Here is a 24,192-nt window from a genome sequence, read left to right on the forward strand (position 1 = left end):
CTCATGGCATCGGCGCGCCGCTGCTGCGGGGAGAGGAGACCATCTCCGGAATACGGAGTGCTTCCCCGGGTTGCCGGGTGTGCGGAGGAGCGTCGTTGTTCATGCTGTCAGTTTCTGCTGTTGCAGGCACAACCAGTGCGGAAGGCTGCCGGGGCCGTAAGGAAGGGGTTTGCTCAAGGCCGGGTATCGCGCCAGCGGCAATCAGGGCGCGCAGAATGGCGCTGTGCCAGAGGATTTCGGCCCGATCTCTTACCAGATCCGCCGTATAGGCTGCCTGTCTTGCCCGCAGCGCATCATCCAGCGAGTTTTCCTGCAACTTCCATGAGCGTTCCATCAGATCCGCGCGGCGGTCCAGTTGTTGCGCGGCGGTCTGTGCACTTTTGAGCGCCGCAGAGGCTGAGGCCAGACGCGCGCGGATTTGTACCAGTTCCTGCCGCACCATGCGCCGCGCCAGTGTCTCCTGTGTTTCTGCCGCCGCCACGCGGTTCCGGGCTTCGGCCAGCAAGGGCGCATTATGCACGGCACTGGGCAGAGGCATGGTGAAGTTCACACCCACGCGGTTATCCCACGGGCTGCCATATTGTTTTTCATGAATCGCCCCAACGCCAATTTCCGGATTGGGCATGAAGGAGCGCCGGGCCAGAACCAGATCAGCACGAGCAGCGGCAGTCTCTTTCTGCGCTGTCCGCACACGCGGGTCATTCTCTTCCACCGTGTTGGCTACAAGCTTCTGCTCAGCACTTTGTGGTGCAGAAAAGGCCAGAAGGTCCGGCACAACCGGGGAACCCAGCAAAGCGACCAGCCCGGCAGTGGCCGTCTGAGCGTCTTCCTGCGCCATGGCGGCATCGGTCTGGGCTGAGGCGAGTGCGGCTTCCGCCATCTGCTGGTCGGCCTGAGTCATCTCCCCCGTGTGGGCTGCGCGGGCCACGTTCGCGCTCAGCCGTGCTGCCGCACTGGACAGCGCCAGTGTGGTGGCGACGCGCTTGCGGGCCAGCAAGGCGGCGGCAGACGCATCCAGAAGGCGAACGGCAAGGGCCATATGCTCAGCACTGCTGCGTTCAGCGGCGGCCTCGGCATCCGCCCGTGCAAGTTTGCGGGTGGCGTTGCCTTGCCCCGGCAGCCAGAGCGGCACACTCACCCCACCCTCATAAGTGGTGTAGCCAAGGTTGGAGCCTATAGCGTGGTCATCAAAATAGGAGCCGGAAAGGGAAGGGCCACCTGCAAACCAGCTTCCGGCGGCTCTGGCCCGGGCTTCGGCAGAGCGGCGGTTAGTGCCTAGTTCCGAGCGGAGCGGGTCCTGCGCCCATGCCATGGCGAGGGCGTCTGGGAAGGAGAGGCGTTCACGAGGGGATGTGTCCGCACTGAGTGAGGAAGAAACACTCTGAGCATAGGCTGGATAAGGAGTGCTGAGTGCCATCAGCAAAACTAAGCAATAGCGAGAGGGCTTCATCAACTACCATACACCCTGGTCTGAACATGGTTTCTCCCCCTGGCATGGCACAAGCCAGGTGAGGAGGAACTCCTGCATAGAGCCTGAACCTGACAGGAAGCTGAACACGGCGTGAGAAGCGTATTCCTTTCAGGCCATGCTCTTGCCTGTTTTCCCTGCTGTCTGGCAGGGTTCGCACGGCGCATTCTGCGTCTTTATTTTTATCTTTGTCTGTCTGGTGAGGTTACGCGTGCCCGGTAAACCCTATCTGTATCTGGCAGTGGCCATTATTGCCGAGGTGTTTGCAACCTCCTGCCTGACTGCGTCTCATGGTTTTGAAAAACGTCTGCCCGGCATCATCAGCTTGCTGGGGTACGGGGTTGCATTCTATTTCCTGTCTCTCCCCATCAAGACCATTCCGGTTGGGGTGGTTTATGCCATCTGGTCTGGGGTGGGCATTGTGCTGGTGTCTCTCATCGGGGCAACTGTTTTCAAACAGTCTCTGGATCTGCCAGCGCTTGCGGGTATCGCGCTCATCATGGCCGGGGTGCTGGTCATCAACCTGCTCTCAAAGTCCGTCTGAGCGCACATCCCATAAAAAAAGCAGGCTGACACACGGTGCCAGCCTGCTGCGGTGCAATAAGTCTTCTGTGCTCAGAAGGACAAATCCTCATTTTCCCCACTGTCGCTGTTCTTATCGGGCTGCGGAGCAGTTGCGGGGGCAGGCTTGGCTGCGTCATGTGGGAGCGAGACAGAGCCAATCCCATCGACATGCTGTGTCAGAGAGCGGGGCGTATTGGTGAGTTTCACGGACCCCGCTCCATCAATAGACACTTTCACCTGTCCCGTAGGACCCGCTTTGACAGACCCGGCACCGTCCATGGAGAGATCGAGGTCAGAGAGGGTCATGTCAGACAAATTAACAGAGGCCGCGCCATCAATAACCAGTTTGAGGCTGTCCGTATGGCCATGGGCTTTCACGCTGGCGGCCCCATTGATGGTGAGGTCCAGATGCGGCTGCTGATAATCCTGTAGATCCAGAGAGCCAAAGCCGTTCAGCGTGATGCTGTTCAGGGCCGGAGCCGTGATGGTGACGGTGAGGGAACTGTTCCGCCAATGGACATGGTGGCCTTTGTTTTCTGCCATATCCAGCACGTTGTCTTTCAGGGTGACACGCTCGACCAGCCTTTCCGACCCACTGATGGTTATGCCGGGTTTGTCTCCCTGCTTATAGATAACGCGTGCGGGCAGATTAAGGGTGAGGGCATTGCTGCCCTGCCAGTCCAGCGTGCGGGTCTGGATTGGGCCTGCGGTCCCGGTGTCCGTCCAGTCAACGGTCCATTTTGTGGCCGGGAAGATGACTGGCCCGCGGGATGCTGCCGTACCAAAGCAAAGAGCAGAAAGGGCTGCGCCACCCAGAGCGATCATTGTGATGCCACGGATCATGATGAAATTCCTTGAAGGACAGGCGGATCAGGAAGGATTGGCTTTTGCAATCAGGCGGTAATGGGCGCGGCCATAACGGATGAGCAGATTAAGGACCCCGATGGTAAACAGTGCGCACACCGCCACAATCGAAGCGCCGCCGCTGGCCATGCCAAGGCTGATCAGCAGGCCCTGAAGCCAGTCTCCATCAAAGCCCGGCAAGATGTTGAACAACGCAAAGGGCAGCATCAGGCTGCCTGCCAGACAGAGACAGACCCCGACAATAAAGAACGCGAGGTCCACGGAGCCCACCGTCATCAGCACAGGCAACACCACCAGCAGGTCGAGTGCGGCCAGCCCGAGGATGCCCACAATTGCGCCCAGCGCGTTGCTCAGGCTGCGTTCATCTTCCCACCGGCGCACACCCGTTTCGGCCCGCACCTCCCGCGCCAGCCGGGCAGGGTCACCCAGTGCTGCGGCAATCTCACCGTCAGAACGACCAGCGGCACGACCTTCGTCAAAATGCGCGGTATATTCGGCAAGAATATCCTCAACAACAGAACGCGGCAGGCCTTTCAATCCTGCGCGCAACTGGTCCAGGAACATCTGTCTGCTGTTCATGCCTTTGTGTTCCTTACGGTTTTCTGCACCGTCAGAGTGGTTTGGGGGGGAGAGGGTTCGGCTGAGGAAGCGGGCGCAGCATCATCAGAACCCAGAATGGCGTGGACGGCTTTTGTAAAGGTGGTCCATGCCGTCCGCTGGCTGTTCAGGCTCTGGCGACCATGCTCTGTCAGCGCATAATATTTGCGGGGTGGGCCGGAGGATGATTCCACAAAATAGGTTGAGACAAGACCATCTTTCTGCATCCGCCGCATGAGCGGATAGATGGTGCCTTCCCCCATATCAATGGCCTCAGACAAGCGGCTGGCAATGTCATAACCGTATGAATCTGCCCGGGAGAGAAGGGCAAGCACACACAGCTCCAGCACGCCTTTCTTGAACTGAACAAGGTTGGGTTCCACGGTTTTTCCTGTTCCGAGGGGCCTGCTGCCTGCGTTTGGCAGAAGCAGACGACTCGCTGGTGGCTGTCGATAGCTATTCAATACAAACCAGAACCATTCATTGCAAGGTAGTGGTTTATGAAAAGTTTTCTCCAGCGTCTGCCTGAGCGTCATGCACGGAACAAATTTGGATTTAGTCGGCTGAAAGAAACGCCTTCAGGCGGAGGTTATCAGGCCTTTCATGGGGTCTGTCCTCGGTCCGGGGAACACCGTTGCAAGGGCCTGTGGGGGCAGGTGGAGATGATCGCAGAGAACACCTGCCGCAACGGCACGCAGGTCTGTTGTGGGAGCGAGGTCCCTGTTTTCAAAAAGCTGGCTGGGGCGTAAGCCCGGCCATGTTCCTCCTACTTTTCCTCCCGCGACGGCTCCTCCGGCAAGGAAGGTGACCGTGCCCGTGCCGTGGTCCGTGCCCCCTGTTCCGTTCATCCGTACGGTTCTGCCAAATTCTGTCATGGCGAGGACAACCGTGTGTTTCCAGTTCTCTCCCAGACTTTGACGCAAAGCCTCAATCCCGCGATCCAGCTGGGCGAGAGGGCTTCCTAAACGGCCAAGCTGGGCCGCATGCGTATCCCATCCCCCAATCTCAAGGGCGGCAATTCGCGGGCCATGGAGGGTAGACAGCATTTGCCCTGCGGCTGTGGAAAGCTGAGTGAACGCATCGGGCTTGTGGGGTTTTCCGGATATGGAGGATGTTTGCATCCCTGTCATGGCGGCATCCGAAAAGCCTCGTGCTTTCAGAGCGTTTTTGAAAGCAGGGCCTGTAACGGGGTCGGAAGCGTTCAGAGCTGAAATCTGATGATAAAGATCTTCACCAGGGTGCTGGCTGCCTGCGGGCGCATAACTTCCAACCCGGGCCGATCCACGTAGCAAAAGAGGGATGGTCAGCCCCATGGCCAGCCCGTATCCATCAGGCCGGTTTGTCTTGCCCTGAAGACTTGCAACAGCGCGGTTCAGCCAGCCGCTGTTCAGGCGGTTATCCGCACCGCTTTCCAGATAATCCTGTGCTTCAAAATGGGACCGGCTGCGATAATGCCCGGCTACGGCGTGGACAGGCAGCATCTGTTCTTCCCGATAAAGGGCGTGAAGTGTCTGAAGAGAAGGATGCAGCCCATAAAAGCCCCCAAGATCCAGAAGGCCGCCCTCCTGCCCGGGTTCAGGAAGAACAAGGTCCCGCCGATGTGTTTTGAGGTCAGCATCTCCATACGGTGTGACAGCCGAGAGGCCATCCAGTGCGCCGCGAAGAAGAATAACCACAAGGCGTGGGTCGTCCGGGCCGCCGGCAGGACCGGCAAAAGCAAGAGAGGAACGCCCGAGTGTCCAGCTTGCAGCCAGACCTAGCAGGGCAGTGCGACGATGGATCATCATGGGTCAACGCCTCTGGAATTCGGGTGAAGAAAAAAGCAGCGTCAGCGCGTCCTGACGGGAGCCGGCGTGATGCATGGCAAGTTCTGTTTGCGGACGCAGTGCCGGGCCCAGGGCGATATGGGCAATCTCCATCGGGTCTCCGGTCTGGACGTGCGCGGCTAGTCTCCAGGCCCAGTCCGTACGGGCCAGCATGTCTGCTGGCGCGCTCCACTCTGCCGCAGAGTCACTCCAGCCATTGGGTAAGGGGGCTTTCCATAAGGGTTGGCCGAGGGAGGAAAAAGCTGCGTAAAGCACGTGGGCCGGGGAGTGTGGATCGTCAGGCTGACTGGGCTTTCCGCCTAACGAGAGTGCGCGCATGACAGCAGTGGCATAGTCCATGGGGGTGCGGAACTTGCTGCCTGTGCGGTTTGTGTCGTGCAGAGTTGCAAGGGCAAGGGATGCTGCCCGCAGGTCTCCATCACTGTTCTGAAGGACGGACGCAATATGGCTGACATCCTGCGGCGCGGGCGTGTCGGAAATAAAATGTCCGACCATCTGCGTGGCGATATGGCGGTACGTTGCCGGATGAGTGCCCAGAAAATGCAGAGCCTGTACGCCGCCATCCTCGCCTTCGGGAAATGTTTGACCCATGACGGTTTTTTCACCCGGTTCATGCGCTTTTTCCCGAAAGACGAAGCCGGGCTGTTCGGCCTTCATGTCGATACTCCAGCCTGTCAGGATCGCGGCGAAAGATGTGACGTCCGTCTGGCTGTATCCTGCGGCAGGTGAGACTGTATGCAGTTCCAGACATTCCCGGGCCAGGTTCTCGTTCAGGCCGTGATGGCTTTTGCGCCCGGCGGGGCTGTTGGGGCCAATGGAAGACGTATTATCCAGATACATCAACATGGCCGGGTGGCGCATGACGGCCAGAAGCATATCCGAAAAGCGGCCCGTAACGTGCGGGCGGATTGCTTCGCGCATATACGTGCCAAGGACGGCCTTTGTGCTGCCCTGACGCAGGCTGACTGTAAAATGGTTGAGCCAGAACCATGCCAGCCGCTCACGGAAAGGTTGTTCGGTAAGAAGCAGGTTATCCAGCTGGGCGGCGACGTCTGCCTGAAAAATCGGGGTGACCAACGGGTCGCCCTGCATTTTGGCACGGCGCTGCTCCCGCAACGCGATCAGGCCCTCTGAACAGGAACGAACATTTCTGAATACAGCTGTATCAGGGGCATCCAGCTGACGTGAAAGCCAGTCATGGAGTGACGTATCTAAGGGCGAGTCGTCTCGCTGGCCCCAGCCAAACCTGTTGATTGCACTAACAAGTTGCATGGCATCCTCACGATGTCCCGTGAGTGGGAGTTTCTGGACTTGTTAAAAGGCTGCTCGCTCTATGTGGCAAAATCTGGACAGGGATATGACTCTATAAAAAATCCCGCCCGGACAAAACGTACCGGGCGGGATTAAAAAACGCGCAACTAAGAAGCGGAAATTCAGGAAACCCGCTTTACCCAGTTATGGGCATCATTCGCACGACCATACTGAATGTCACACAGGGCTTTACGCAGCGCCGTAGTGACTTCACCAGTTTTGCCTTCGTTGATTACGCATGTGCCTTCAGCGCTTTTCAGCGTGCCGATGGGGGTCACAACAGCAGCCGTGCCACAGGCAAAGACTTCTTTCAGGTGGCCGGATTTGGCATCGGCGTAAAGCTGGTCAATCGCATAGGGTTCTTCACGCACCGTCAGGCCTTTGTCCCGCGCCAGTGTCAGCAGGGAATCCCGCGTGATGCCGCGCAGAATGGTGCCTTCCAGCGGAGGCGTGAGGATGGTGCCATCATCAAACACCATCACGATGTTCATGCCGCCCATTTCCTCAATCCATTTGCGCTCAACCGCATCCAGGAACAGCACCTGATGGCAGCCATTCTCTTTGGCTTCCATCTGGGCCGTGAGGCTGGCGGCATAGTTGCCACCGCATTTGGCTTCACCCGTGCCACCGCGGGAAGCACGTACCGTGCGTTCTTCCACCCACACGCTCACCGGGCCGGCATCCTTGGAGAAATATTCCCCGGCGGCGCAGGCAATAACCAGAAATTTGAATTCCGCAGCAGGCTTCACACCCAGAGCCGCTTCCGTCGCAATCATGAAGGGGCGGATATACAGCGTGCCAACGTCGGCAGCCGGAATCCAGTCCTTGTCGATGGTAACAAGCTGCGTCACCGCATCCAGAAACAGCTCTTCCGGCACCTGCGCCATTGCCATGCGTTCAGCAGAATGGCGGAAGCGGCGGGCGTTGGCATCCGGGCGGAACAGCAGGGCCTCACCGTTAGGGGCGCGGTACGCCTTCATGCCTTCAAAAATTTCCTGCGCGTAATGCAGGACAGAGGCAGCCGGGTCCAGCGTCAGCGGCCCGCGCGGCAGGATCTGCGGCGTGTGCCAGCCTTTGCCTTCCGTATAGGTCACAACGGCCATATGTTCGGAAAAGACGCGGCCAAAACCGGGGTTGGCAAGCAGGGCGGCCCGCTCTTCCGGGGAGACCCGGTCGGCTTTTGGCGTAATCTGGAAAGCGGTCTTGGTAGGGGTGCTCATAACGTCTGGCGTCTCCGCGGCCTGCTGTGCAGTGCGTCTCTGCCTGCATTGACAGGGTTTGTTGCGATGGTGGCGGTTAAATAACATGATCATAAGTGTGTTGCCAGAGCAGGGCCATCGTCCCCATATCAGCTCTACGCTTGCGGTCTGGCTGTTTCCTGCGCGCCGGACCCGGACCTCTCCCCACTGGCTGTGACCATGAAGGGCCTTTGCATGACCTCCTTTTCCCTGCGGCAAACCTACAGCCAGTTGCCTGACCATTTTTACGCCTCCGCTGCTCTCTCTCCGGTTGCCGCGCCTCAACTGATCAAACTGAATGTCCCGCTGGCCAAATCTCTGGGGCTGGACCCTGTCTGGCTGTCCGGGCCGGACGGGGTTGCCATGCTTTCCGGCTCTCATATGCCGCCGGGGGTGCAGCCGTTGGCACTGGCCTATGCCGGGCACCAGTTCGGGCATTTTGTGCCGCAGCTGGGGGATGGCCGGGCGTTGCTGCTGGGCGATGTGACGGATGCTAGCGGGCACGTGCGCGAAATCCAGCTGAAAGGCTCCGGTCGCACCGCCTATTCGCGCCGGGGTGATGGCCGGGCCGCGCTTGGGCCGGTGCTGCGGGAATATGTGGTGAGCGAGGCCATGGCCGCGATGGGGATCCCCACCACCCGCGCACTGGCCGCTGTGGCGACCGGCGAGCAGGTGATGCGCGAAACCCCTCTGCCGGGTGCTGTGATAACCCGGGTGGCTGCCAGCCATATCCGGGTAGGGACGTTCCAGTTTTTTGCCGCGCGTCAGGATATCGCTGGCCTGCGGCTGCTGGCTGACTACGCCATCGCCCGCCATTATCCCGCTGCCGCACAGGCTCCGGCTCCCTATCTGGCGTTGCTGGAACAGGTGATTGCCGCACAGGCCGATCTGGTGGCGCAGTGGATGCTCAAAGGCTTCATCCACGGCGTGATGAATACCGACAACATGGCCATCTCTGGCGAGACGATTGATTACGGCCCCTGTGCCTTCATGGAGCAGTATGACACGGCCACGGTGTTCAGCTTTATTGATGAGCGCGGCCGGTATGCTTACGGCAACCAGCCCAGCATGGCCCTGTGGAATCTGACCCGCCTTGCTGAGGCGCTGCTGCCGTTACTGGCTGATGATGAAGAGCAGGCGGTTCCCGTTGCGCAACAGGCGCTGGGGAGGTTTGAAGGCCGTTTTCAGGAAACCTATCTGGCAGGCTTGCGGGCCAAGCTCGGGCTGACCAAGGTACACCCGGAGGATACCGGCCTGCTGCGCAGCTTGCTGGAGACGATGCAGGCGGAAGAGGCGGACTTTACGCAAACCTTCCGCGCCCTGAGTTCTGAGGGCGCGATAAGCGGAAAGAATGTGCCTGAACCCCTCGCCGGGTTTAGACCATGGATGGAGCGCTGGCGGCAGCGTTTGGCGCAGGAGAGTGACAACTCCGTTTCAACGCGTGTTGCGGCCATGAAGCAGGTGAACCCCGCCTTTATCCCTCGCAACCATCTGGTTGAAGCCATGATTAAGGCGGCGGTGGAAGATAGTGATTTTGCGCAGTTTGAAGACCTGCTCGCAGTCTGCACTCGTCCCTATGACGATCAGCCGGGCAAAGAAGGCTATGCTCGTCCGGCACAAGCCAGTGAACGGGTGCGTTATACGTTTTGCGGAACCTGAGCCAAGAGGCTCACGCAATCCCGTCCACGCTGACAAATTTTTTGCCGTCCGCGCCTTCTTCTACGCGGGCGTGGACGCGATAAACATCCCGCAGCAGCTCCGGGGTTAACACAGCGGTCGGTGGCCCGGAGGCAACCATTTGTCCGTCGTGCAGCACTGTTACAAAGTCCGTCATGTTCAGCGCAATGTTCAGATCATGCAGCACCAGCACGGTGACAAGCTGATGGGCCACACTTTCCCGACGCAGAATATCCATCACGGCAAACTGGTGGTGGAGGTCCAGCGCGCTGAGTGGTTCATCCAGCAGCAGGGCTTGCGGTTTGCGGCTGAGCGCCTGCGCCAGCCCGACCAGTTGTCGCTGGCCGCCAGAGAGTTCGTCCATGGCCTGCATGGCAAGCTGTGGAATGCCGAATAAAGTGAGGCTTTCCAGCGCGGACTGAATGGCATCTTCTTCCAGCCCGCCAGAGGCTGAAAAAGCGCGGGCACGGCCAGCAGTCTGGCGAGCAGCGATCAGCGCTTCCAGCACCGGCAGATGCACCGCAGCCGGGAGGGCTTGTGGCAGATACAGGCAGCGCGCTGTGCGGTCTGTCAGGCTCATACGGGAAAGCTCGGTACCATTCAGCGTGACACAGGCGGAGGAGGGCACCAGCCCTGCCATGGCGCGCATCAGAGTGGATTTACCGCTGCCATTTGGCCCCAGCAGCGCGCAGACCGTGCCGGGCATAAAGGGACCAGCTGTGACGTCCTGCAACACGGTGCGTCGGCCATATTGCACTGTGACATGTGTGGCACTCAGGCCGGCTGAGGGGAGGGGGCGCGACGTCATGACAAACCGCGCTGCCGCAGCACGATGCTGAGGAAAAAGGGGATACCGACCAGTGCCGTGACAATCCCGGTGGGGATAATAACGCCGGGGATCAGCATGCGGGCTGTGACAGAGGACAGCGAGAGAATCAGCGCCCCCGCCAGCATGCTACCCGGCAGATAAAAGCGATGATCTTCCCCCAGGAGTCTCCGGGCAATATGGGGTGCGACCAGCCCCACAAATCCGATAATGCCAACGAATGAAACGGCAAGAGCAGAAAGCAGGCTAACTCGCAGTAGTGCTCCCCGGCGCACGCGGGGCACATTCACACCCAGACTGGCAGCGCGTTCTTCCCCCATGCGCAGGGTTGTCAGGCTCCATGCCGCCCGGAAAGAGAATGGCACGACAAGTGCGCCCATAGCCGCGAGCAAGCCAAGCTTGGGCCATGTGGTGCGCGTCAGGCTGCCCATGGTCCAGAACACCAGATCCTGCAACGCGTCCTCACTGGCCATAAACTGCATGAGGGACACCAGCGCCTGAAACGTGAAGACCAGCGCAATACCAAACAGCACGACTGTGCTGGTACGCGCATGGCGCAGATGCCCGACCAGATCGAGCAGAAAGACCGAGCCAATGGCGCAGACAAACGCGTTGCCAGCAATCAGCCAGGAATCGGGCAGGCCCGGAAGGTGCAGCCCGAGCACAAGAGCAAGCGACGCTCCGAAGGCTGCCGCTGCCGAGACGCCCAGCGTAAACGGGCTGGCCAGCGGATTGGCCAGAATGGTTTGCATCTCAGCACCGGAAAGCCCGAGGGCAGCCCCCACGCAGACCGCCATCAGCGCGTAAGGCAGGCGGATCTGCCAGACAATAATCCGCTGGCTTGCTGGCACGGTGGAAGGATGCAGGAGCGTATGGATCAGCTGTGCGGGGGAAAGCCCGGCAGGCCCCAGAGAAAAATCCAGCAGCACAGAAAGAAGGATAGCCCCGCCCAGAACGGCCAGAATGCTCAGCCGACGGGCCAGCAAAGCCTGATAGGCAGCTCTGATCTGCGCCAGAGACGGCGTGCCGGAAGGCTGAGAGGAGCCGGAGGGGCGGAGGGCTGTCATGTCATCTGCCTAGCATTCGTTGCGCTATGATAAAACCATCCGCACAGCATGGGGCTGCCGTGTTGCGCGTTCTTGACGCCGCAGAGGATAAAAGGCTTTTACTCGCGCTCTCCGCCCCGCCTGAAAGAAGTGGAACAGTTTTGACGCAAACCGGCACGCCTCAGCCCGGCTCAACGCCTGCCGGAAGTTCTTCTGGCACCTCTCTGGTTTTTAGTGCTGCCGCCGAGCATGCCGGGGACCGTGTGGATCGCTTTGTGGCTGCACAGTCCGGCACATTGTCGCGCTCGCGCGTTAAAGCGCTGATTGAAGAAGGGCATCTGACCGGCAATGCTGCTCCCATTACAGAACCCTCAGAGAGCGTGCGGGCAGGCATGACCTACGTTCTGACAATTCCCCCCGCCACACCGGCTGTGCCGCAAGGTGAGCGCGTGGAATTTGATGTGCTGTATGAAGATGCGGACCTGATTGTGCTCAACAAACCCGCCGGCCTTGTGGTGCATCCTGCACCGGGGAATGAGACGGGCACACTGGTGAATGGTCTGATTGCCCATTGTGGGGAAAGCCTGAAAGGTATTGGCGGGGAGCGGCGGCCCGGCATTGTGCATCGGCTGGATAAGGACACCTCCGGCCTGATGGTTGCGGCCAAAACGGAGCAGGCGCATCTCGCGCTTTCAGCCGATTTTGCTGCCCGACGAATAGACCGTGCCTATCTGGCCTTTTGCTGGGGCTGTCCGCAGCCCGCGGAAGGGGAGTATGAGGGGGATATCGGCCGCGATAAGCGCGACCGCAAGCGCATGACCATTGTCACCCATGGTGGCAAATGGGCGCTTACCCGCTACCGCACTTTGCAGGCTTTTGAGATGGGGGCAGCACTGGTGCAATGCCGTCTGGCCACAGGTCGCACGCATCAGATCCGGGTACATTTTTCGGCCAATGGTCACCCGCTGATGGGGGACCCCGTTTATCTGCGGCGCATTCCGGCAGCAGCCAAAGCCCTGTCCGCCACAGCGCGGGCAGCAGCGCTGGATTTCCCCCGGCAGGCCCTGCATGCGGCCCGACTGGGCTTCACACACCCGCGCACCGGCGAGCAGATGCTGTTTGAGGCTCCGATGCCGGAAGATATGCTGGCTCTGGGTGAGGCGCTGGGGCTGAATCCAAAGAAAGCCGTGATCGTCTGAGATTTATCAAACCGGCTATGCGTTGAAAGACCGGGCGGGAACTTTCCGGCACCTCATGCGTCACAAAAACTACGCCAGTCCTTTTCACCCCGTTCCGAGTCTGCCTCTGCGCCTGAGAGACAGAAAACAGTTATGCCCTAAGCAAACTGCGGGTTTGCGGGGATTTTCTTGACAGAAATATAATTCCGGCGCACCGTCAACGTCCTTTCCGACATGTCCATATGGCCGTCGGACCGGGTGTTTTTTCCTTCGCGCTGCCCATTCGGGGGGCGATGGAAGAGGACATAAACTTTTATCCGCTTGTTAACCGGAAACTTGCCTAACTCTACGCAATGCCCATCAGATTTTCACGGAACCTGAGGCGCTGCAGGGAGCTTTCCAGTTAAGAGGAGTGCTCAGTCGATGGTCTCATCTGTCATCAATGTTGGTCCTGAAAATAATCTTTCAAGATACCTTCAGGACATCCGTAAATATCCCCTTCTCACCCCGGAAGAAGAACTCCGTCTTTCCCATTTGTGGAAAGACAAGGGCGATGTAAAGGCCGCGCACAAACTGGTGACCTCTCACCTGCGGCTGGTCGCAAAAATTGCCATGGGGTACCGCGGGTATGGCCTGCCGGTGAATGAACTCATCAGTGAGGGCAATATCGGCATGATGCAGGCCGTGCGCCGGTTTGACCCGGACAAAGGCTTCCGTCTGGCAACGTACGCCATGTGGTGGATCCGCGCGGCCATTCAGGAATACATCCTGCATAGCTGGTCTCTGGTTAAAATGGGCACGACCGCTGCCCAGAAGAAACTGTTCTTCAACCTGCGCCGTCTGAAAGGACAGATGCAGGCGATTGATGACGGGGATCTTCAGCCTGAACAGGTCAACAAGATTGCCACTACGCTGGGTGTGTCCGAGCAGGATGTGGTGAGCATGAACCGCCGCATGGCCGCACCGGACCACAGCCTGAACGCCCCGATGCGCGCTGATCAGGATAATGAGTGGCAGGATCGTCTGGTGGATGATCAGGTCAATCAGGAAGAAACCTACGCGGAAAACGAAGAGCTTTCTGGCCGTAAGGCTCTGCTGGCCAATGCCATGAGCACGCTGAATGAGCGTGAGCGGCACATCTTTACGGAACGTCGCCTGACGGATGAGCCGTCTACGCTGGAAGATCTGGCGCATCAGTATGGTATCTCGCGCGAACGCGTGCGCCAGATTGAAGTCCGGGCTTTTGAAAAAGTTCAGGCCGCGATGAAGAAAGAAGTCGAAGCGCGTCGTGGAGCAGCAAAGGAGGGCTAAGGCCCTCCTGAGTTCTTATGACGACACACCATCCTTTCCCCGACGCGCCGGTTGTTCTGACCGGTCAGCATGTCCGGCTTGTACCGTTGGCCCTCACCCATGTGGAAGGCTTGCAGAGTGCTGTGCAAGATGGAGAGCAATGGAAAGTCTGGTGCACTTCGGTGCCTAAACCTGAGGCCATGCGGGCTGAGGTTGAACGGCGGCTGGCTCTGCAACAGCAGGGCACCATGCTGCCTTACACGGTTGTCAGTCTGCCGGATAACCGCATTGTTGGTATGACGACGTTCATGAATATCGATAAGGCCGGACCGCGCGTGGAAATTGGGTCCACATGGTATGCTGCCTGTGTGCAGAGAACGCCCGTCAATACGGAAGCCAAGATGCTTCTGCTTGCTTACGCGTTTGAAACACTGGGCTGTCTGGCTGTCGAATTCCGCACGCATTTCCTCAACCAGCGGAGCCGCCGGGCTATTGAACGCCTTGGGGCCAGACTGGATGGTATTTTGCGCTGCCACCAGCGGATGCCAGACGGCTCATTGCGTGACACCTGCGTCTATAGCGTGACCGCTGCAGAATGGCCCGCAGTGCGGAACCATCTGCACTGGTGCCTGACGGAAAAATATCAGCGCACCTGAAAAAAAAACATCAGGCGGGAAGCTCGCTGGTCAGGCGCGGGCAGCATCCTGAATGAAGAAGGTCGCATCCGTCCGCCCGTTCCATGTTTCCGAACGCAGATAGCCTGCCAGATGAACCGGAGGGCGTGTGCTGTCTTCCAGACCAATGGCCAGAGGATTATCATTTGCGCGGAACAGCAGCGCTTTCAGGCGGCCACCATCCTGCCCCTTTAACAGCAGGCGGAGGGTGTTGCCATCCCGCCCAATGCGGTCTGAGCGGATAATCTGTGCATTAGAAACCGCAATGAGCGGCTCAGCATTGCCCGCGCCAAATGGGGCCAGCATGGCAAGATTTTCTGCCAGCTCAACCGTGGCACCCGAGACGGACAAGGCAACATCCAGCGCAACATCCACTGTATTTGGCAGGACCGCGGCATCAGCCAGTCGTTCATCCAGAAACGTGTGGAAGCGTTCAATATTTTCCACAGGTAGAGAAAAGCCGGCGGCCATGGCGTGACCACCACCGCTGGTCAGCACACCAGCCTGCCGCGCTGCAATGATGACTGTGCCCAGATCCAGCCCCGGTACAGAGCGCCCGGAGCCTTTAATCGAGCCATCTTCCTGTTCCGCACCCACGAGGGCAGGCCGATTGAATTGTTCCTTGATGCGGCCAGCCACAATGCCGACCACGCCGGGGTGCCAGTCTTTGCCTGTCAGCAGAATAACCGGGTGGCCCGCTTCCCGCTGTTCGGCTGCTTGTGCGATGGCGCGGTCCAGAATTTCAGCCTCCACACCCTGGCGTCGGCGATTTACCGCGTCCAGACGTTCGGCCATGGTGCGGGCATCGTGTGCGTCCGTACTGCGTAGCAGGGTCAGTCCCAGCCCGGCTTCGGCAATACGTCCGCCCGCGTTAATGCGCGGCCCAAGTGCAAACCCACAGGTAAAGGCATCCGGCGCTTTAGTGACACCGGCAATTTCCATCAGCGCGTTGAGGCCTGTGCGCTGCCGACGGGCCATAATTTTCAGGCCCTGTGTCACAAAGGCACGGTTCAGCCCATGCAGCGGCATGACGTCACACACCGTCGCAAGGGCAACCAGATCAAGCTGACGCATCAGGTCCGGTGCGGGTTGCGCATCATGAAACCATCCGGCGGTGCGGAGGTCCCGGCTGGTGGCAACGGCGGCCAGAAACGCGAGTGCTGCGGCGCAGACATGCCCGAGGCCGGACGTGCAGTCTGGTCGGTTCGGGTTCACCGTCGCTAAAATCGGGGGGAGGGCGTCTTCTGATTTATGGTGGTCGAGAACAATCAGGTCAGCCTTACCAGCCAGTTCTCCCAGCACAGACCCGGCAGCTGTGCCACAGTCCACGCAGATAAGCAGCGACGCGCCTTGCGCCACAAGCCCTTCCAGAGCGGGGACATTCGGGCCGTAGCCCTCCGTCATGCGGTCTGGAATATGGGTGTGAACGGTGCAGCCAAGTTCTTCAAAAAATGAGGCGAGGATGGCGGATGCACATGCCCCATCCACGTCATAATCCCCGAAAATCCCGATGGTCTCACCCTGCTGGACAGCCTGCGCCATACGGGCCGCGGCTTTATCCATATCCTGCAAGCTGGATGGGTTAGGAAGCAGGGCGCGGAGTTTCGGGTCGAGAAAATGGGCGGCCTGTTCCAGAGGAATGCCGCGCAGGGCTAAAAGCCGCCCGACAATTTCCGGAAGGCCTGCCCGCTGGGCAATGGCCGCCCCCATGCGGAGCAGGGCGGGGTCTTCCGCCCCGTCCCGCCACACCCAGCGGCGGCCTGTCAGGCTGCTTTCCACGCCAAGGGCCGCACGGGCCTCTGGCATGGGGGGCAATGTCTCCAGTGTCTCAGTCAATAAACCGGTCATTCTGGTGTATGAGCGCCTTATTGCGGAGTCCAGGTTTTGGTTTTGAAGTTGTGATAGCCCTCAATAAACCGCACCGTGCCGGACTTGGAACGCATGACCAGAGAATGCGTAACGGCATGGTTCGGATACTGATGGATGCCTTTCAGCAGCGTGCCGGAGGTCACACCCGTGGCGGAGAACAAAACGGAGCCCGCAGCCAGATCATGCAGGCCGAGCTTGCGGTCCGGGTTCTTGCCGGGGTTCATTTTCTGGGCACGTTCACGCTGGCTGTCATCTTCAAACAGCAGACGGCTTTGCATCTGGCCATTGACGCAGCGGATTGCCGCAGCAGCCAGAACGCCTTCCGGCGCGCCGCCAGAGCCTGCGTAAATATCCACCTGACTGGTATCCAGACACGCGGCAATCGCCCCGGCAACATCCCCGTCGGTCAGCAGACGGACGCGAGCGCCGGCTTCCCGCGCTTTGGCAATCAGTTCTTCATGCCGTTCACGGTCCAGCGTGCAGAGCACGAGGTCACGCACAGCCTTGCCCTTGGCTTTGGCCAGATTGCGCAGATTGTTTTCAATGGAGGAATCAAGGTCCACCACGCCTTCGGGCAGGCCGGGGCCGACGACAATCTTGTCCATGTACACATCGGGTGCGTGCAGGAAGTTGCCTTTTTCGGCCAGTGCGACAACGGTAATCGCGTTGGGCATGTCCTTGGCGCACAGATTGGTGCCTTCCAGCGGGTCCACGGCAATATCCATAGCCGGGCCACCGGAGCCGACTTTTTCACCGATATAGAGCATCGGTGCTTCGTCCATCTCGCCTTCGCCGATCACGACGGTGCCATCAATGGCCACGGTATCAAACGCCGTGCGCATGGCTTCAACAGCCGCACCGTCAGCGTCGTTCTTCTTGCCACGGCCTGTCCAGTGGGCAGAGGCCAGAGCAGCGGCTTCTGTTACACGGACCAGTTCAAGGGCCAGATTGCGGTCAGAAACCACAAAACTCGGAATCGGCTCAATCGCGTCAGACATTCTAGAGATAATCCTCTCTGTTTAAGGCCAGGGCTGGGCTTTTTATAAGACGCTCAGTCCGTTTCAATCCGGATCATCACCGGCGTATCCGTCACCACATCCAGACCGTCAATCCGTGCGACAGCATCCTGCATTGCTGCTTCATATGTCTGATGCGTCACCAGTACCAGCGGCACATAAGGATCGGCATCATTCTGCTCCGGTGTGTGCTGCAACATGCTGCGGAGAGAAACGCCGCAATCACGCAAAACAGCCGTGATGTCCGCAATCACACCGGGACGGTCTTCCACGAGTAAACGCAGATAGAACGCACCAGTGCCTGCAGAAACCGGGTTAGCCTGCAAAGGAGGCGTATCTGTGGCCTGCACGCCCCAAACAGGGATGGTATGGCCACGGGCAATATCAATAAGGTCAGCTGCCACGGCGCTGGCGGTGGGGCCTGCGCCTGCGCCACGGCCTTCAATCATCAGGCGGCCAGCAAAAGCGCCCTCCGCCACCACGGCGTTAAACACGCCATCAACCTGCGCGATGGGGGCGTTTTCCGGCACAAGGCAGGGGGTTACGCGGGCTTCAAGTCCGTCATCACCCATGCGGGCCATGCCCAGCAGTTTGATGCGATAGCCCAGCGTGCGGGCAAAGGTGAGGTCCAGCGCGCCAATGCGGCGAATGCCTTCAACATGCACGGAGTCAAACGCCACGGGCTGCCCAAAAGCCAGACCGGCCAGAATGGTCAGCTTGTGGGCGGCGTCCAGCCCGTCAATATCGGTGGAGGGATCGGCTTCGGCGTAGCCCAGTTGCTGGGCATCGGCCAGAACGGTGCCGAAGTCCTTCCCGGTTTCCCGCATCACGGTCAGAATATAGTTGCAGGTACCGTTCAGAATACCGCCAATCCGCAGGAGGCGGTCCGCTGCCAGTCCTTCACGCACCATCTTAATGGCCGGAATGCCACCCGCAACGGCGGCTTCAAACAGCAGCGGCGCTGATTTTTCAGCACTTAAGCGGGCAAGGGCCGGACCATGAATGGCAAGGAGAGCCTTGTTGGCGGTTACTACCGGTTTTCCGGCAGCAAGGGCGGCTTCCACCACGGCGCGGGCCGTGCCTTCTGAGCCACCAATGAGTTCGACCACCACATCCACATCCGGGTCGGAGACCAGATCGGGAGCGTTATCGTACCAGCGCATGCCGGACAGATCGACCCCGCGGTCCCGCGTGCGGTCGCGGGCGCTGACGGCGGTGACTTTCAGCGGACGGCCCGCACGGGCTGTGACCAGATCCGCATTGGTGTTCAGCAGCCGGATAACACCAGCCCCGACAGTGCCGAGACCAGCGAGACCAAGACGAAGAGGAGAAGTGGAGGAAGAGGACGTCACGATTCAACAGGCTCCGGCTTGCTGGCAGAAGAAGGAGGCGCTTTTACGCCATGGGCTGAAAGAAAACCACGGATGGCACGGGTGGCCTGACGCAGGCGCTGGGTGTTTTCCACCAGCCCGATGCGCACATAGCCTTCCCCATGCTCACCAAACCCGAGGCCGGGGGCTACAGCCACACCGGCTTCTTTCAGCAGAAGTTTTGAGAAGTCCACGCTGCCCATTTCCCGGAACGGTTCGGGGATGGGGGCCCATGCAAACATGGAGCCTTCCGGTGAGGGGACATCCCAGCCACCGGCATGCAGGCCGCGGATCAGCACATCCCGGCGTTCCTTATACAAGGCGCGGATGTCAGCCACGCAGTCCTGCGGGCCGTTCAGAGCAGCCACAGCAGCGACCTGAATTGGCGTAAAGGCCCCATAATCCAGATAGGATTTGATGCGGGTGAGGGCGGCAATCAGCCGCTCATTGCCTGCTGCAAACCCCATGCGCCAGCCCGCCATGCAGTAGGTTTTGGAGAGCGATGTGAACTCGACCGCAATATCCTTGGCACCCGGCACTGCCAGAATGGACGGCGGCACGAGATCCCCGAAATAGATTTCCGCATAAGCAAGGTCAGACAGGATGAAAATCTCTTCCCGTCGGGCAAATGCCACCAGTTCCTTGTAGAAATCCAGATCAGCCAGATAGGCCGTGGGGTTCGACGGAAAGTTGACAATCAGCGCCGTCGGCTTGGGGACGGAGTGGCGCACAGCCCGCTCCAGCGCCCGCAGCATGGTGTCATCCGGCGTAGCAGGAATAGAGCGCACAGAGGCGCCAGCAATAATAAAGCCGAACTGATGAATGGGGTAGGACGGGTTAGGCACCAGAATGGTGTCACCGGGGCTGGTAATGGCGGAGGCCAGATTGGCCAGCCCTTCCTTGGAGCCGAGTGTCGCGATGACTTCCGTATCCGGATTGAGCTTCACGTTAAAGCGGCGCTCGTAATATCCGGCAAGAGCCTTACGCAGGCCCGGAATACCTTTACTGACGGAATAGCCGTGCGCCCGTGGGTTTTGCACAGTTTCAACCAGCTTCTGCACAATATGCGGCGGCGTGGGGCTGTCCGGGTTGCCCATGCCGAGGTCAATAATATCCTCGCCCCGCGCTCGGGCTGCCGCTTTGGCCTGATTGACAGAGGCAAAAACATAAGGCGGCAGGCGGCGGATGCGATGGAATTCTTCGGTCATGGACTTCAAATGCCCTTAGTGGGAAAGGGGTCAGACCCCGCACGATTACGGGGGAAAAACATAGTAATGGCAGAAACGGAACAGGCAACCGCTCCAATGGGATAATCTGTTATCACCTATGAGATTATCCCACCGGTATGGCGGAGAGGGGCGTGTCAGGGCGTCGTGGCAATGCGCGCGCCCATGCCAAATGCGTCCCCGCGGATATGAATGGCGGAGGCAGGCACGTTCAGGCTGATCAGCTTTTTGGCAATGTTCTGGGCGCGGAGAAGGCCAAGCTGCACTGCGTCAGCCTGATCCTGCGCGTCAAGGGACGCCGCAGACCCAAAGCCCCGCACATAGAATGGCCCGTGCGGTGTTTTGGCAACCAGCTTTGCAAACGTGTCATCCTGCCCGGAGGAAATCTGGTCAGATTGCGGAACGCAATGAATTGCCGTGCCCTTGGCGTCGGACAGATCATAATTGGGCCGAACGGCATCAGGCAGATAGGCGTCTGAAGGAACATTAAAGCCGGGGAAGGACGGCGGTGCGGGCGGCCCCGCCGGAATCTGCGGAATGGCGCTGGCCGGGGTGGGAGGTGTCTGCGCGGTAGATTTCACCTCCGGCATCCCGATTTCCGGCATGGCTACTTCGGCGTCCTGCTTGCCGGTCTCTGTCTTTTTCCCAGTGCCCGGAAGGTTGCCCGATTTAGAGGATTCGGCAGATGGCAGCGCGGCCTGACCGCTTTTGCCGGCAGAAGCCGCTGCGGCAGCGGCCTGCTGGGGTGGTGCATCTGCTGCATCCATAATGGCCCCGGCCGTGCCCTCGGGGAGGGTGGCAGGCTGAGCAGCACCATTCGCGGCCTGTGGTGTTGTGCTGGTTTTGGACGCAGTTGATGCAGCCGCGCCGGGTGGCGGCGGGATCTCAGGCATCAGCGTGCCGTTGGCGGCTACCGTGCGGTACATCAGGTTACGATCACGGATCAGCTGCTGCGTGATCAGAGACCGCGCCTGAGGGGAGGGAACCTCCGGCGTTGTGGTAGGAGTCAGTCCTACATGCGGGTAAGGGTCATAAATACCGGGCGGCGGCGGTCGCTGTGCGGCAATCACCCCGCCCCGCATATGCTGCATCCACTCAAACGTCGTATCGACGGGGTCTTTATGGCTGCATCCTGTCAGGCACAGCACGCCTGTTGCGACCAGTAACCCGGACCGAAACGGGCTGCCGGACTGAAAAGCCATGTAAACACGGTGCCGGAAAGGCCGGTCCTGTTCTGGGCACGCTTGCTGCATGACGTGATGGTTGCTCCGCTGGCAGGGTGAAAAACAGGGGGCACTCTACCCTCTTCGGGCCGTTGTGGCGAGATAGGGGATCACCCCCGCATGATTGCCCCTTGGCAGGCGCGCGCAGGCAGAGCAGGATAAGAGACATGAACAGAGACACAGAACATGCGGAGACTGGCATGACGGGCATTTCCCCCTGCGATCCTATCCGGCTGGATGATGATAACCCGGAGTCCCCGGACGCACCGGAAAAAGAAGACGCCAAAACCCCGGCTGCCCCGGAAGGGGAGCTGGAGAACAAGCTGTTCAAACAGCGCAAAGTGCTGATTTTTGGCGGGATTAACGACAAGGTAGCGCGGGACGTTACAGCGCGCCTGCTCGCACTGGCCGGTGAGTCGGACAAGCCGATTGATGTGTATGTGAACTCACCGGGCGGGCATGTGGAAAGTGGTGACACCATCCATGACATGATCCGCTTTGTCGATTCGGTGGCGCCGGTCAACATGATCGGCACGGGCTGGGTGGCATCTGCCGGTGCGCTGATTTTTGCAGCGGGCCAGAAAGACCGTCGTTTCTGCCTGCCTAACACGCGTTTCCTGCTGCATCAGCCGATGGGCGGTGTGCGTGGTCCGGCAACGGATATCGACATTGAAGCCCGCGAAATCATCAAGATGCGTGAGCGTCTGAACCGCCTGTTCGCCCGGGAAACCGGCCAGACGTATGAAAAAATCGTCAAGGACACAGACCGCAACCACTGGATGTCCGCCAAAGAAGCAATTGACTATGGTCTAGTGACAAAGATCATTTCGAAGCTTTCCGACATTCACTAAACGGAAGACCCGCGCTTCTCTCCTTCTGCTGAGGGAGAGAAGTCAGTTTGTTGTCCCGGGTCCTGCGTGGCCCGCTTCTGTTTTGGCAGGGGCGGGTGGCGTAGCGCCCCCAGTAAACGGGTTCCTGCCATGGGTTCTCTCAGCGATATCTATTCCCGCCTGCCAGACAGTGTGGATGATCTGCCCCCGCCGCCCAGTAATGAGGCCGTGGTTGAGGCTGACTATAAGGCCCGCCATTGGTTCAGTCCTGTCAAAGGGCCGCTGAAGCCGGGGTCTGATGCGCATAAGAAGGCAATTGCGGCCATGTTCCGCGAAACCTTCAATCCGTATCGGCCTTCTGTCATTAACTGGCCGAAGCTGGACCCGGAAACGCTGCATCGCATCACGTCCCTGCCGATCTGGGATATTGCCGTGCAGACTGAGGGTAAGGCCCGCCTGCGTATGGCAGCCTATGCGCGTCTGGTAACAGATCCGGATATCAAGGACGCCATTTCCCGCAACGCGTGGGAAGAAAACCGGCATAAGGAAGTTCTGTCCAAGCTGGTTGAGGCCTATGGCATCAAGATGGCGCCTGAACCGCCGTATATTGAGCCAAAAGATGTTGAATGGGCCTATCTCGTTACCGGGTTTTCTGAGTGCGTAGATAGCTTCTTTGCGTTTGGCCTGTTTGAGCTGGCTCAGCGTTCCGGCTTCTTCCCGCCAGAACTGATTGATACGTTCGAGCCGGTTATGCAGGAAGAATGTCGTCACATTCTGCTGTTTGCCAACTGGCTGGCCTGGTATCGGGCCGTCATGCCCTGGTGGCGTCGTCCGTTCTTTGAGATGAAAGTCTGGGCGGTCTGGGCCTTCCTTGCTTATGAACGCATGAGCCTTGCCACCTCTGTGGATGATAAGGGCGAGGTCCATACGCAGGACAACAACTTCACGGTCACCGGTGCAAAAGACATTGCCAATGTTGATCTGAATCTGCCGGAATTCATGGATCTGTGTCTGGAAGAAGATGATCGGCGCTTTGCAGGCTATGACCCGCGCCTGCTGCGTCCCACCACGGCTCCGGCCATTGCGCGCGTCATTCGTGATGTCGGGCGCGGGTGGCAGTTTGTCTCAGGTCTGGTGCGCGCCAACCGGCACTGATTAAGGTTTTGCGGGCAGGATATTCAGGGTTCCTGTCCGCTATCCTGCCTTTGCAGGTCTTTCAGCTTTTTTCGGACGATCTTTACGAGAATTATGCGGAAATTCTCAAGATTTCCGCTTCATGCTTGCATGGGGATCAAGTGGAATTTTCACTAAAATCTTGCTGAACGCTTTGGTGCTGCGGAAGAGCGTATCACGCGGGTAGTCCTGCGGTCTGAAGACAAACTCTTGTGGGGCATCGCTCTGATTATCCAGTAAAACCTGCGTCTGATCATTTCTGAAGGCTTCCAGTCGGCTATGCGGTGCGACTGAGACAATCAGCCGATGCGCATCCGGCAGCATGAAGGCCACAATTACCCCCACCACATCTTCCATGCAGTTATTGAGCTGCCGTAGCCAGTGACGCGCTTCGGCATCAGTAAATTGGTCCGGCTGGGGCGGGGCGACGGCAATCTGGAAGGTGAAGCCGATAAAGGCACCGGATGTCAGATTGGCCATCAAAGGCGGGTTTTCTTCCCACAAGGCCTTTGTCAGCGGCACAGTCAGTTCATCATTGTCCGCATTGAATAGCGGAATAGGGCCGTTTTTGGTTTGCAGATGCAGCCCGGAGGCTTTCAGCGGTGCGTCGTCTGGCTGGAGCCTGCCCAGCACATGCAAAGACAGATTGGCCCGGTCCTGTTCAGGGAGTGCGTTAAAGCGCCGGAAGACCCGTGCGACGGCCTGATAGCTCTGGACGGTCACGGGGCGGGCGGCATGCACTTCTATATCTTCAGGCTGGGGCGTCTGGGCGTTTGCGGGTGCCAGAGGAACCAGACAACAGGTCGCCAAAAGCCAGAAAAAGCCGGGTTTATGCATAAAAAGCCGCCTCGCGGTGTAAAAAACACCTCAAACTATACAGTCTGCTTCTGCCTATTACATAGAAAATCCATGCCTTGGGAGAATGC

At 59.2% G+C, this 24,192-nt stretch carries 22 protein-coding genes; 7 read left to right on the top strand and 15 right to left on the bottom strand.

The features are described from left to right. Window position 1 precedes the first annotated feature (1 nt). Window positions 2-1,450 carry a TolC family protein gene (locus HK23_RS03670; protein WP_086652907.1) on the bottom strand — a complete coding sequence of 483 codons (1,449 nt, stop codon included), beginning with the start codon at window positions 1,448-1,450 and terminating at the stop codon, window positions 2-4. Window positions 1,451-1,679: 229 nt separating this feature from the next. On the opposite strand from HK23_RS03670, the gene HK23_RS03675 reads away from it, so the two are divergent. Continuing rightward, entirely contained in the window at window positions 1,680-2,012 is a 333-nt protein-coding gene (locus HK23_RS03675) for a DMT family transporter (protein ID WP_086652978.1), read from the top strand. A gap of 71 nt (window positions 2,013-2,083) precedes the next feature. Here the strand turns inward: HK23_RS03675 and HK23_RS03680 are convergent, their stop codons facing one another. From HK23_RS03680 to HK23_RS03705, 6 genes are all read right to left on the bottom strand, one after another. Then, window positions 2,084-2,875, bottom strand: coding sequence for a GIN domain-containing protein (locus tag HK23_RS03680; protein WP_086652908.1), 792 nt, complete (start codon window positions 2,873-2,875; stop codon window positions 2,084-2,086). A gap of 27 nt (window positions 2,876-2,902) precedes the next feature. Beyond that, window positions 2,903-3,475, bottom strand: a complete 573-nt coding sequence (locus tag HK23_RS03685) for a DUF1700 domain-containing protein (protein WP_063907232.1) — start codon at window positions 3,473-3,475, stop codon at window positions 2,903-2,905. Then, window positions 3,472-3,876 (bottom strand): PadR family transcriptional regulator, encoded by a 405-nt coding sequence (locus HK23_RS03690; RefSeq protein WP_086652909.1) that lies wholly within the window; start codon window positions 3,874-3,876, stop codon window positions 3,472-3,474. Before HK23_RS03690 ends, HK23_RS03685 begins: the two co-directional genes overlap by 4 nt. Before the next feature lie 195 nt (window positions 3,877-4,071). Then, window positions 4,072-5,280: a DUF1501 domain-containing protein gene (locus tag HK23_RS03695; RefSeq protein WP_086652910.1), complete on the bottom strand. Its 1,209-nt coding sequence runs from the start codon at window positions 5,278-5,280 to the stop codon at window positions 4,072-4,074. A 3-nt stretch (window positions 5,281-5,283) separates the two neighbouring features. Next, entirely contained in the window at window positions 5,284-6,591 is a 1,308-nt protein-coding gene (locus tag HK23_RS03700; protein ID WP_086652911.1) for a DUF1800 domain-containing protein, read from the bottom strand. A gap of 161 nt (window positions 6,592-6,752) precedes the next feature. Further along, a complete protein-coding gene (locus HK23_RS03705) occupies window positions 6,753-7,850 on the bottom strand; it encodes a branched-chain amino acid aminotransferase (RefSeq protein ID WP_063907230.1) in 1,098 nt (365 codons plus the stop codon). 213 nt (window positions 7,851-8,063) lie between these two features. Between HK23_RS03705 and HK23_RS03710 the strand changes: the two genes are divergently transcribed. Further along, window positions 8,064-9,527, top strand: coding sequence for a protein adenylyltransferase SelO (locus tag HK23_RS03710; protein WP_086652912.1), 1,464 nt, complete (start codon window positions 8,064-8,066; stop codon window positions 9,525-9,527). 10 nt (window positions 9,528-9,537) lie between these two features. Here HK23_RS03710 and HK23_RS03715 read toward each other — a convergent pair whose 3' ends face one another. Together HK23_RS03715 and HK23_RS03720 are read right to left on the bottom strand one after the other, a co-directional pair. Beyond that, window positions 9,538-10,353 carry an ABC transporter ATP-binding protein gene (locus HK23_RS03715; RefSeq protein ID WP_086652913.1) on the bottom strand — a complete coding sequence of 272 codons (816 nt, stop codon included), beginning with the start codon at window positions 10,351-10,353 and terminating at the stop codon, window positions 9,538-9,540. Continuing rightward, a complete protein-coding gene (locus HK23_RS03720; RefSeq protein ID WP_086652914.1) occupies window positions 10,350-11,438 on the bottom strand; it encodes a FecCD family ABC transporter permease in 1,089 nt (362 codons plus the stop codon). Before HK23_RS03720 ends, HK23_RS03715 begins: the two co-directional genes overlap by 4 nt. Before the next feature lie 203 nt (window positions 11,439-11,641). Between HK23_RS03720 and HK23_RS03725 the strand changes: the two genes are divergently transcribed. From HK23_RS03725 to HK23_RS03735, 3 genes are all read left to right on the top strand, one after another. Continuing rightward, entirely contained in the window at window positions 11,642-12,616 is a 975-nt protein-coding gene (locus HK23_RS03725) for an RluA family pseudouridine synthase (protein WP_256940059.1), read from the top strand. A gap of 402 nt (window positions 12,617-13,018) precedes the next feature. Then, window positions 13,019-13,906, top strand: a complete 888-nt coding sequence (gene rpoH, locus HK23_RS03730) for an RNA polymerase sigma factor RpoH (protein ID WP_086652916.1) — start codon at window positions 13,019-13,021, stop codon at window positions 13,904-13,906. Window positions 13,907-13,923: 17 nt separating this feature from the next. Continuing rightward, complete coding sequence (locus HK23_RS03735) at window positions 13,924-14,541, top strand: GNAT family N-acetyltransferase (RefSeq protein WP_086652917.1); 618 nt, start codon at window positions 13,924-13,926, stop codon at window positions 14,539-14,541. Between the two features lie 30 nt (window positions 14,542-14,571). On the opposite strand, the gene recJ is transcribed toward HK23_RS03735, so the two are convergent. From recJ to HK23_RS03760, 5 genes are all read right to left on the bottom strand, one after another. Beyond that, on the bottom strand, window positions 14,572-16,407 hold the full coding sequence (gene recJ / locus HK23_RS03740) for a single-stranded-DNA-specific exonuclease RecJ (protein ID WP_256940052.1): 1,836 nt from the start codon (window positions 16,405-16,407) through the stop codon (window positions 14,572-14,574). Between the two features lie 17 nt (window positions 16,408-16,424). Beyond that, window positions 16,425-17,426: a class II fructose-bisphosphatase gene (gene glpX, locus HK23_RS03745; RefSeq protein WP_062141743.1), complete on the bottom strand. Its 1,002-nt coding sequence runs from the start codon at window positions 17,424-17,426 to the stop codon at window positions 16,425-16,427. Window positions 17,427-17,479: 53 nt separating this feature from the next. Next, window positions 17,480-18,796 (bottom strand): homoserine dehydrogenase, encoded by a 1,317-nt coding sequence (locus HK23_RS03750; RefSeq protein ID WP_086652919.1) that lies wholly within the window; start codon window positions 18,794-18,796, stop codon window positions 17,480-17,482. Next, window positions 18,793-20,022: an LL-diaminopimelate aminotransferase gene (locus HK23_RS03755; protein WP_063907223.1), complete on the bottom strand. Its 1,230-nt coding sequence runs from the start codon at window positions 20,020-20,022 to the stop codon at window positions 18,793-18,795. The genes HK23_RS03750 and HK23_RS03755 overlap by 4 nt, the downstream gene beginning before the upstream one ends. Window positions 20,023-20,177: 155 nt before the next feature. Next, window positions 20,178-21,242 carry a hypothetical protein gene (locus tag HK23_RS03760; RefSeq protein WP_086652920.1) on the bottom strand — a complete coding sequence of 355 codons (1,065 nt, stop codon included), beginning with the start codon at window positions 21,240-21,242 and terminating at the stop codon, window positions 20,178-20,180. Between the two features lie 188 nt (window positions 21,243-21,430). Between HK23_RS03760 and HK23_RS03765 the strand changes: the two genes are divergently transcribed. Both HK23_RS03765 and HK23_RS03770 read left to right on the top strand, forming a co-directional pair. Beyond that, entirely contained in the window at window positions 21,431-22,114 is a 684-nt protein-coding gene (locus HK23_RS03765; protein WP_179193783.1) for an ATP-dependent Clp protease proteolytic subunit, read from the top strand. Window positions 22,115-22,243: 129 nt separating this feature from the next. After that, window positions 22,244-23,248 carry a ferritin-like domain-containing protein gene (locus HK23_RS03770; protein ID WP_086652921.1) on the top strand — a complete coding sequence of 335 codons (1,005 nt, stop codon included), beginning with the start codon at window positions 22,244-22,246 and terminating at the stop codon, window positions 23,246-23,248. 105 nt (window positions 23,249-23,353) lie between these two features. On the opposite strand, the gene HK23_RS03775 is transcribed toward HK23_RS03770, so the two are convergent. Then, a complete protein-coding gene (locus tag HK23_RS03775; RefSeq protein WP_086652922.1) occupies window positions 23,354-24,103 on the bottom strand; it encodes a DUF2987 domain-containing protein in 750 nt (249 codons plus the stop codon). Window positions 24,104-24,192: the final 89 nt, after the last annotated feature.

It is taken from the genome of Acetobacter malorum (genome assembly GCF_002153605.1).
Taxonomy (GTDB): domain Bacteria; phylum Pseudomonadota; class Alphaproteobacteria; order Acetobacterales; family Acetobacteraceae; genus Acetobacter; species Acetobacter malorum_A.

Excerpts from the sequence above, each read along its gene's own strand:
- HK23_RS03670 (WP_086652907.1), bottom strand. The coding sequence starts at position 1,450 with ATGAAGCCCTCTCGCTATTGCTTAGTTTTGCTGATGGCACTCAGCACT.
- HK23_RS03680 (WP_086652908.1), bottom strand. The coding sequence starts at position 2,875 with ATGATCCGTGGCATCACAATGATCGCTCTGGGTGGCGCAGCCCTTTCT.
- HK23_RS03685 (WP_063907232.1), bottom strand. The coding sequence starts at position 3,475 with ATGAACAGCAGACAGATGTTCCTGGACCAGTTGCGCGCAGGATTGAAA.
- HK23_RS03695 (WP_086652910.1), bottom strand. The coding sequence starts at position 5,280 with ATGATGATCCATCGTCGCACTGCCCTGCTAGGTCTGGCTGCAAGCTGG.
- HK23_RS03700 (WP_086652911.1), bottom strand. The coding sequence starts at position 6,591 with ATGCAACTTGTTAGTGCAATCAACAGGTTTGGCTGGGGCCAGCGAGAC.
- HK23_RS03705 (WP_063907230.1), bottom strand. The coding sequence starts at position 7,850 with ATGAGCACCCCTACCAAGACCGCTTTCCAGATTACGCCAAAAGCCGAC.
- HK23_RS03710 (WP_086652912.1), top strand. The coding sequence starts at position 8,064 with ATGACCTCCTTTTCCCTGCGGCAAACCTACAGCCAGTTGCCTGACCAT.
- HK23_RS03715 (WP_086652913.1), bottom strand. The coding sequence starts at position 10,353 with ATGACGTCGCGCCCCCTCCCCTCAGCCGGCCTGAGTGCCACACATGTC.
- HK23_RS03720 (WP_086652914.1), bottom strand. The coding sequence starts at position 11,438 with ATGACAGCCCTCCGCCCCTCCGGCTCCTCTCAGCCTTCCGGCACGCCG.
- rpoH (WP_086652916.1), top strand. The coding sequence starts at position 13,019 with ATGGTCTCATCTGTCATCAATGTTGGTCCTGAAAATAATCTTTCAAGA.
- HK23_RS03735 (WP_086652917.1), top strand. The coding sequence starts at position 13,924 with ATGACGACACACCATCCTTTCCCCGACGCGCCGGTTGTTCTGACCGGT.
- recJ (WP_256940052.1), bottom strand. The coding sequence starts at position 16,407 with ATGACCGGTTTATTGACTGAGACACTGGAGACATTGCCCCCCATGCCA.
- glpX (WP_062141743.1), bottom strand. The coding sequence starts at position 17,426 with ATGTCTGACGCGATTGAGCCGATTCCGAGTTTTGTGGTTTCTGACCGC.
- HK23_RS03755 (WP_063907223.1), bottom strand. The coding sequence starts at position 20,022 with ATGACCGAAGAATTCCATCGCATCCGCCGCCTGCCGCCTTATGTTTTT.
- HK23_RS03760 (WP_086652920.1), bottom strand. The coding sequence starts at position 21,242 with ATGGCTTTTCAGTCCGGCAGCCCGTTTCGGTCCGGGTTACTGGTCGCA.
- HK23_RS03765 (WP_179193783.1), top strand. The coding sequence starts at position 21,431 with ATGAACAGAGACACAGAACATGCGGAGACTGGCATGACGGGCATTTCC.
- HK23_RS03770 (WP_086652921.1), top strand. The coding sequence starts at position 22,244 with ATGGGTTCTCTCAGCGATATCTATTCCCGCCTGCCAGACAGTGTGGAT.
- HK23_RS03775 (WP_086652922.1), bottom strand. The coding sequence starts at position 24,103 with ATGCATAAACCCGGCTTTTTCTGGCTTTTGGCGACCTGTTGTCTGGTT.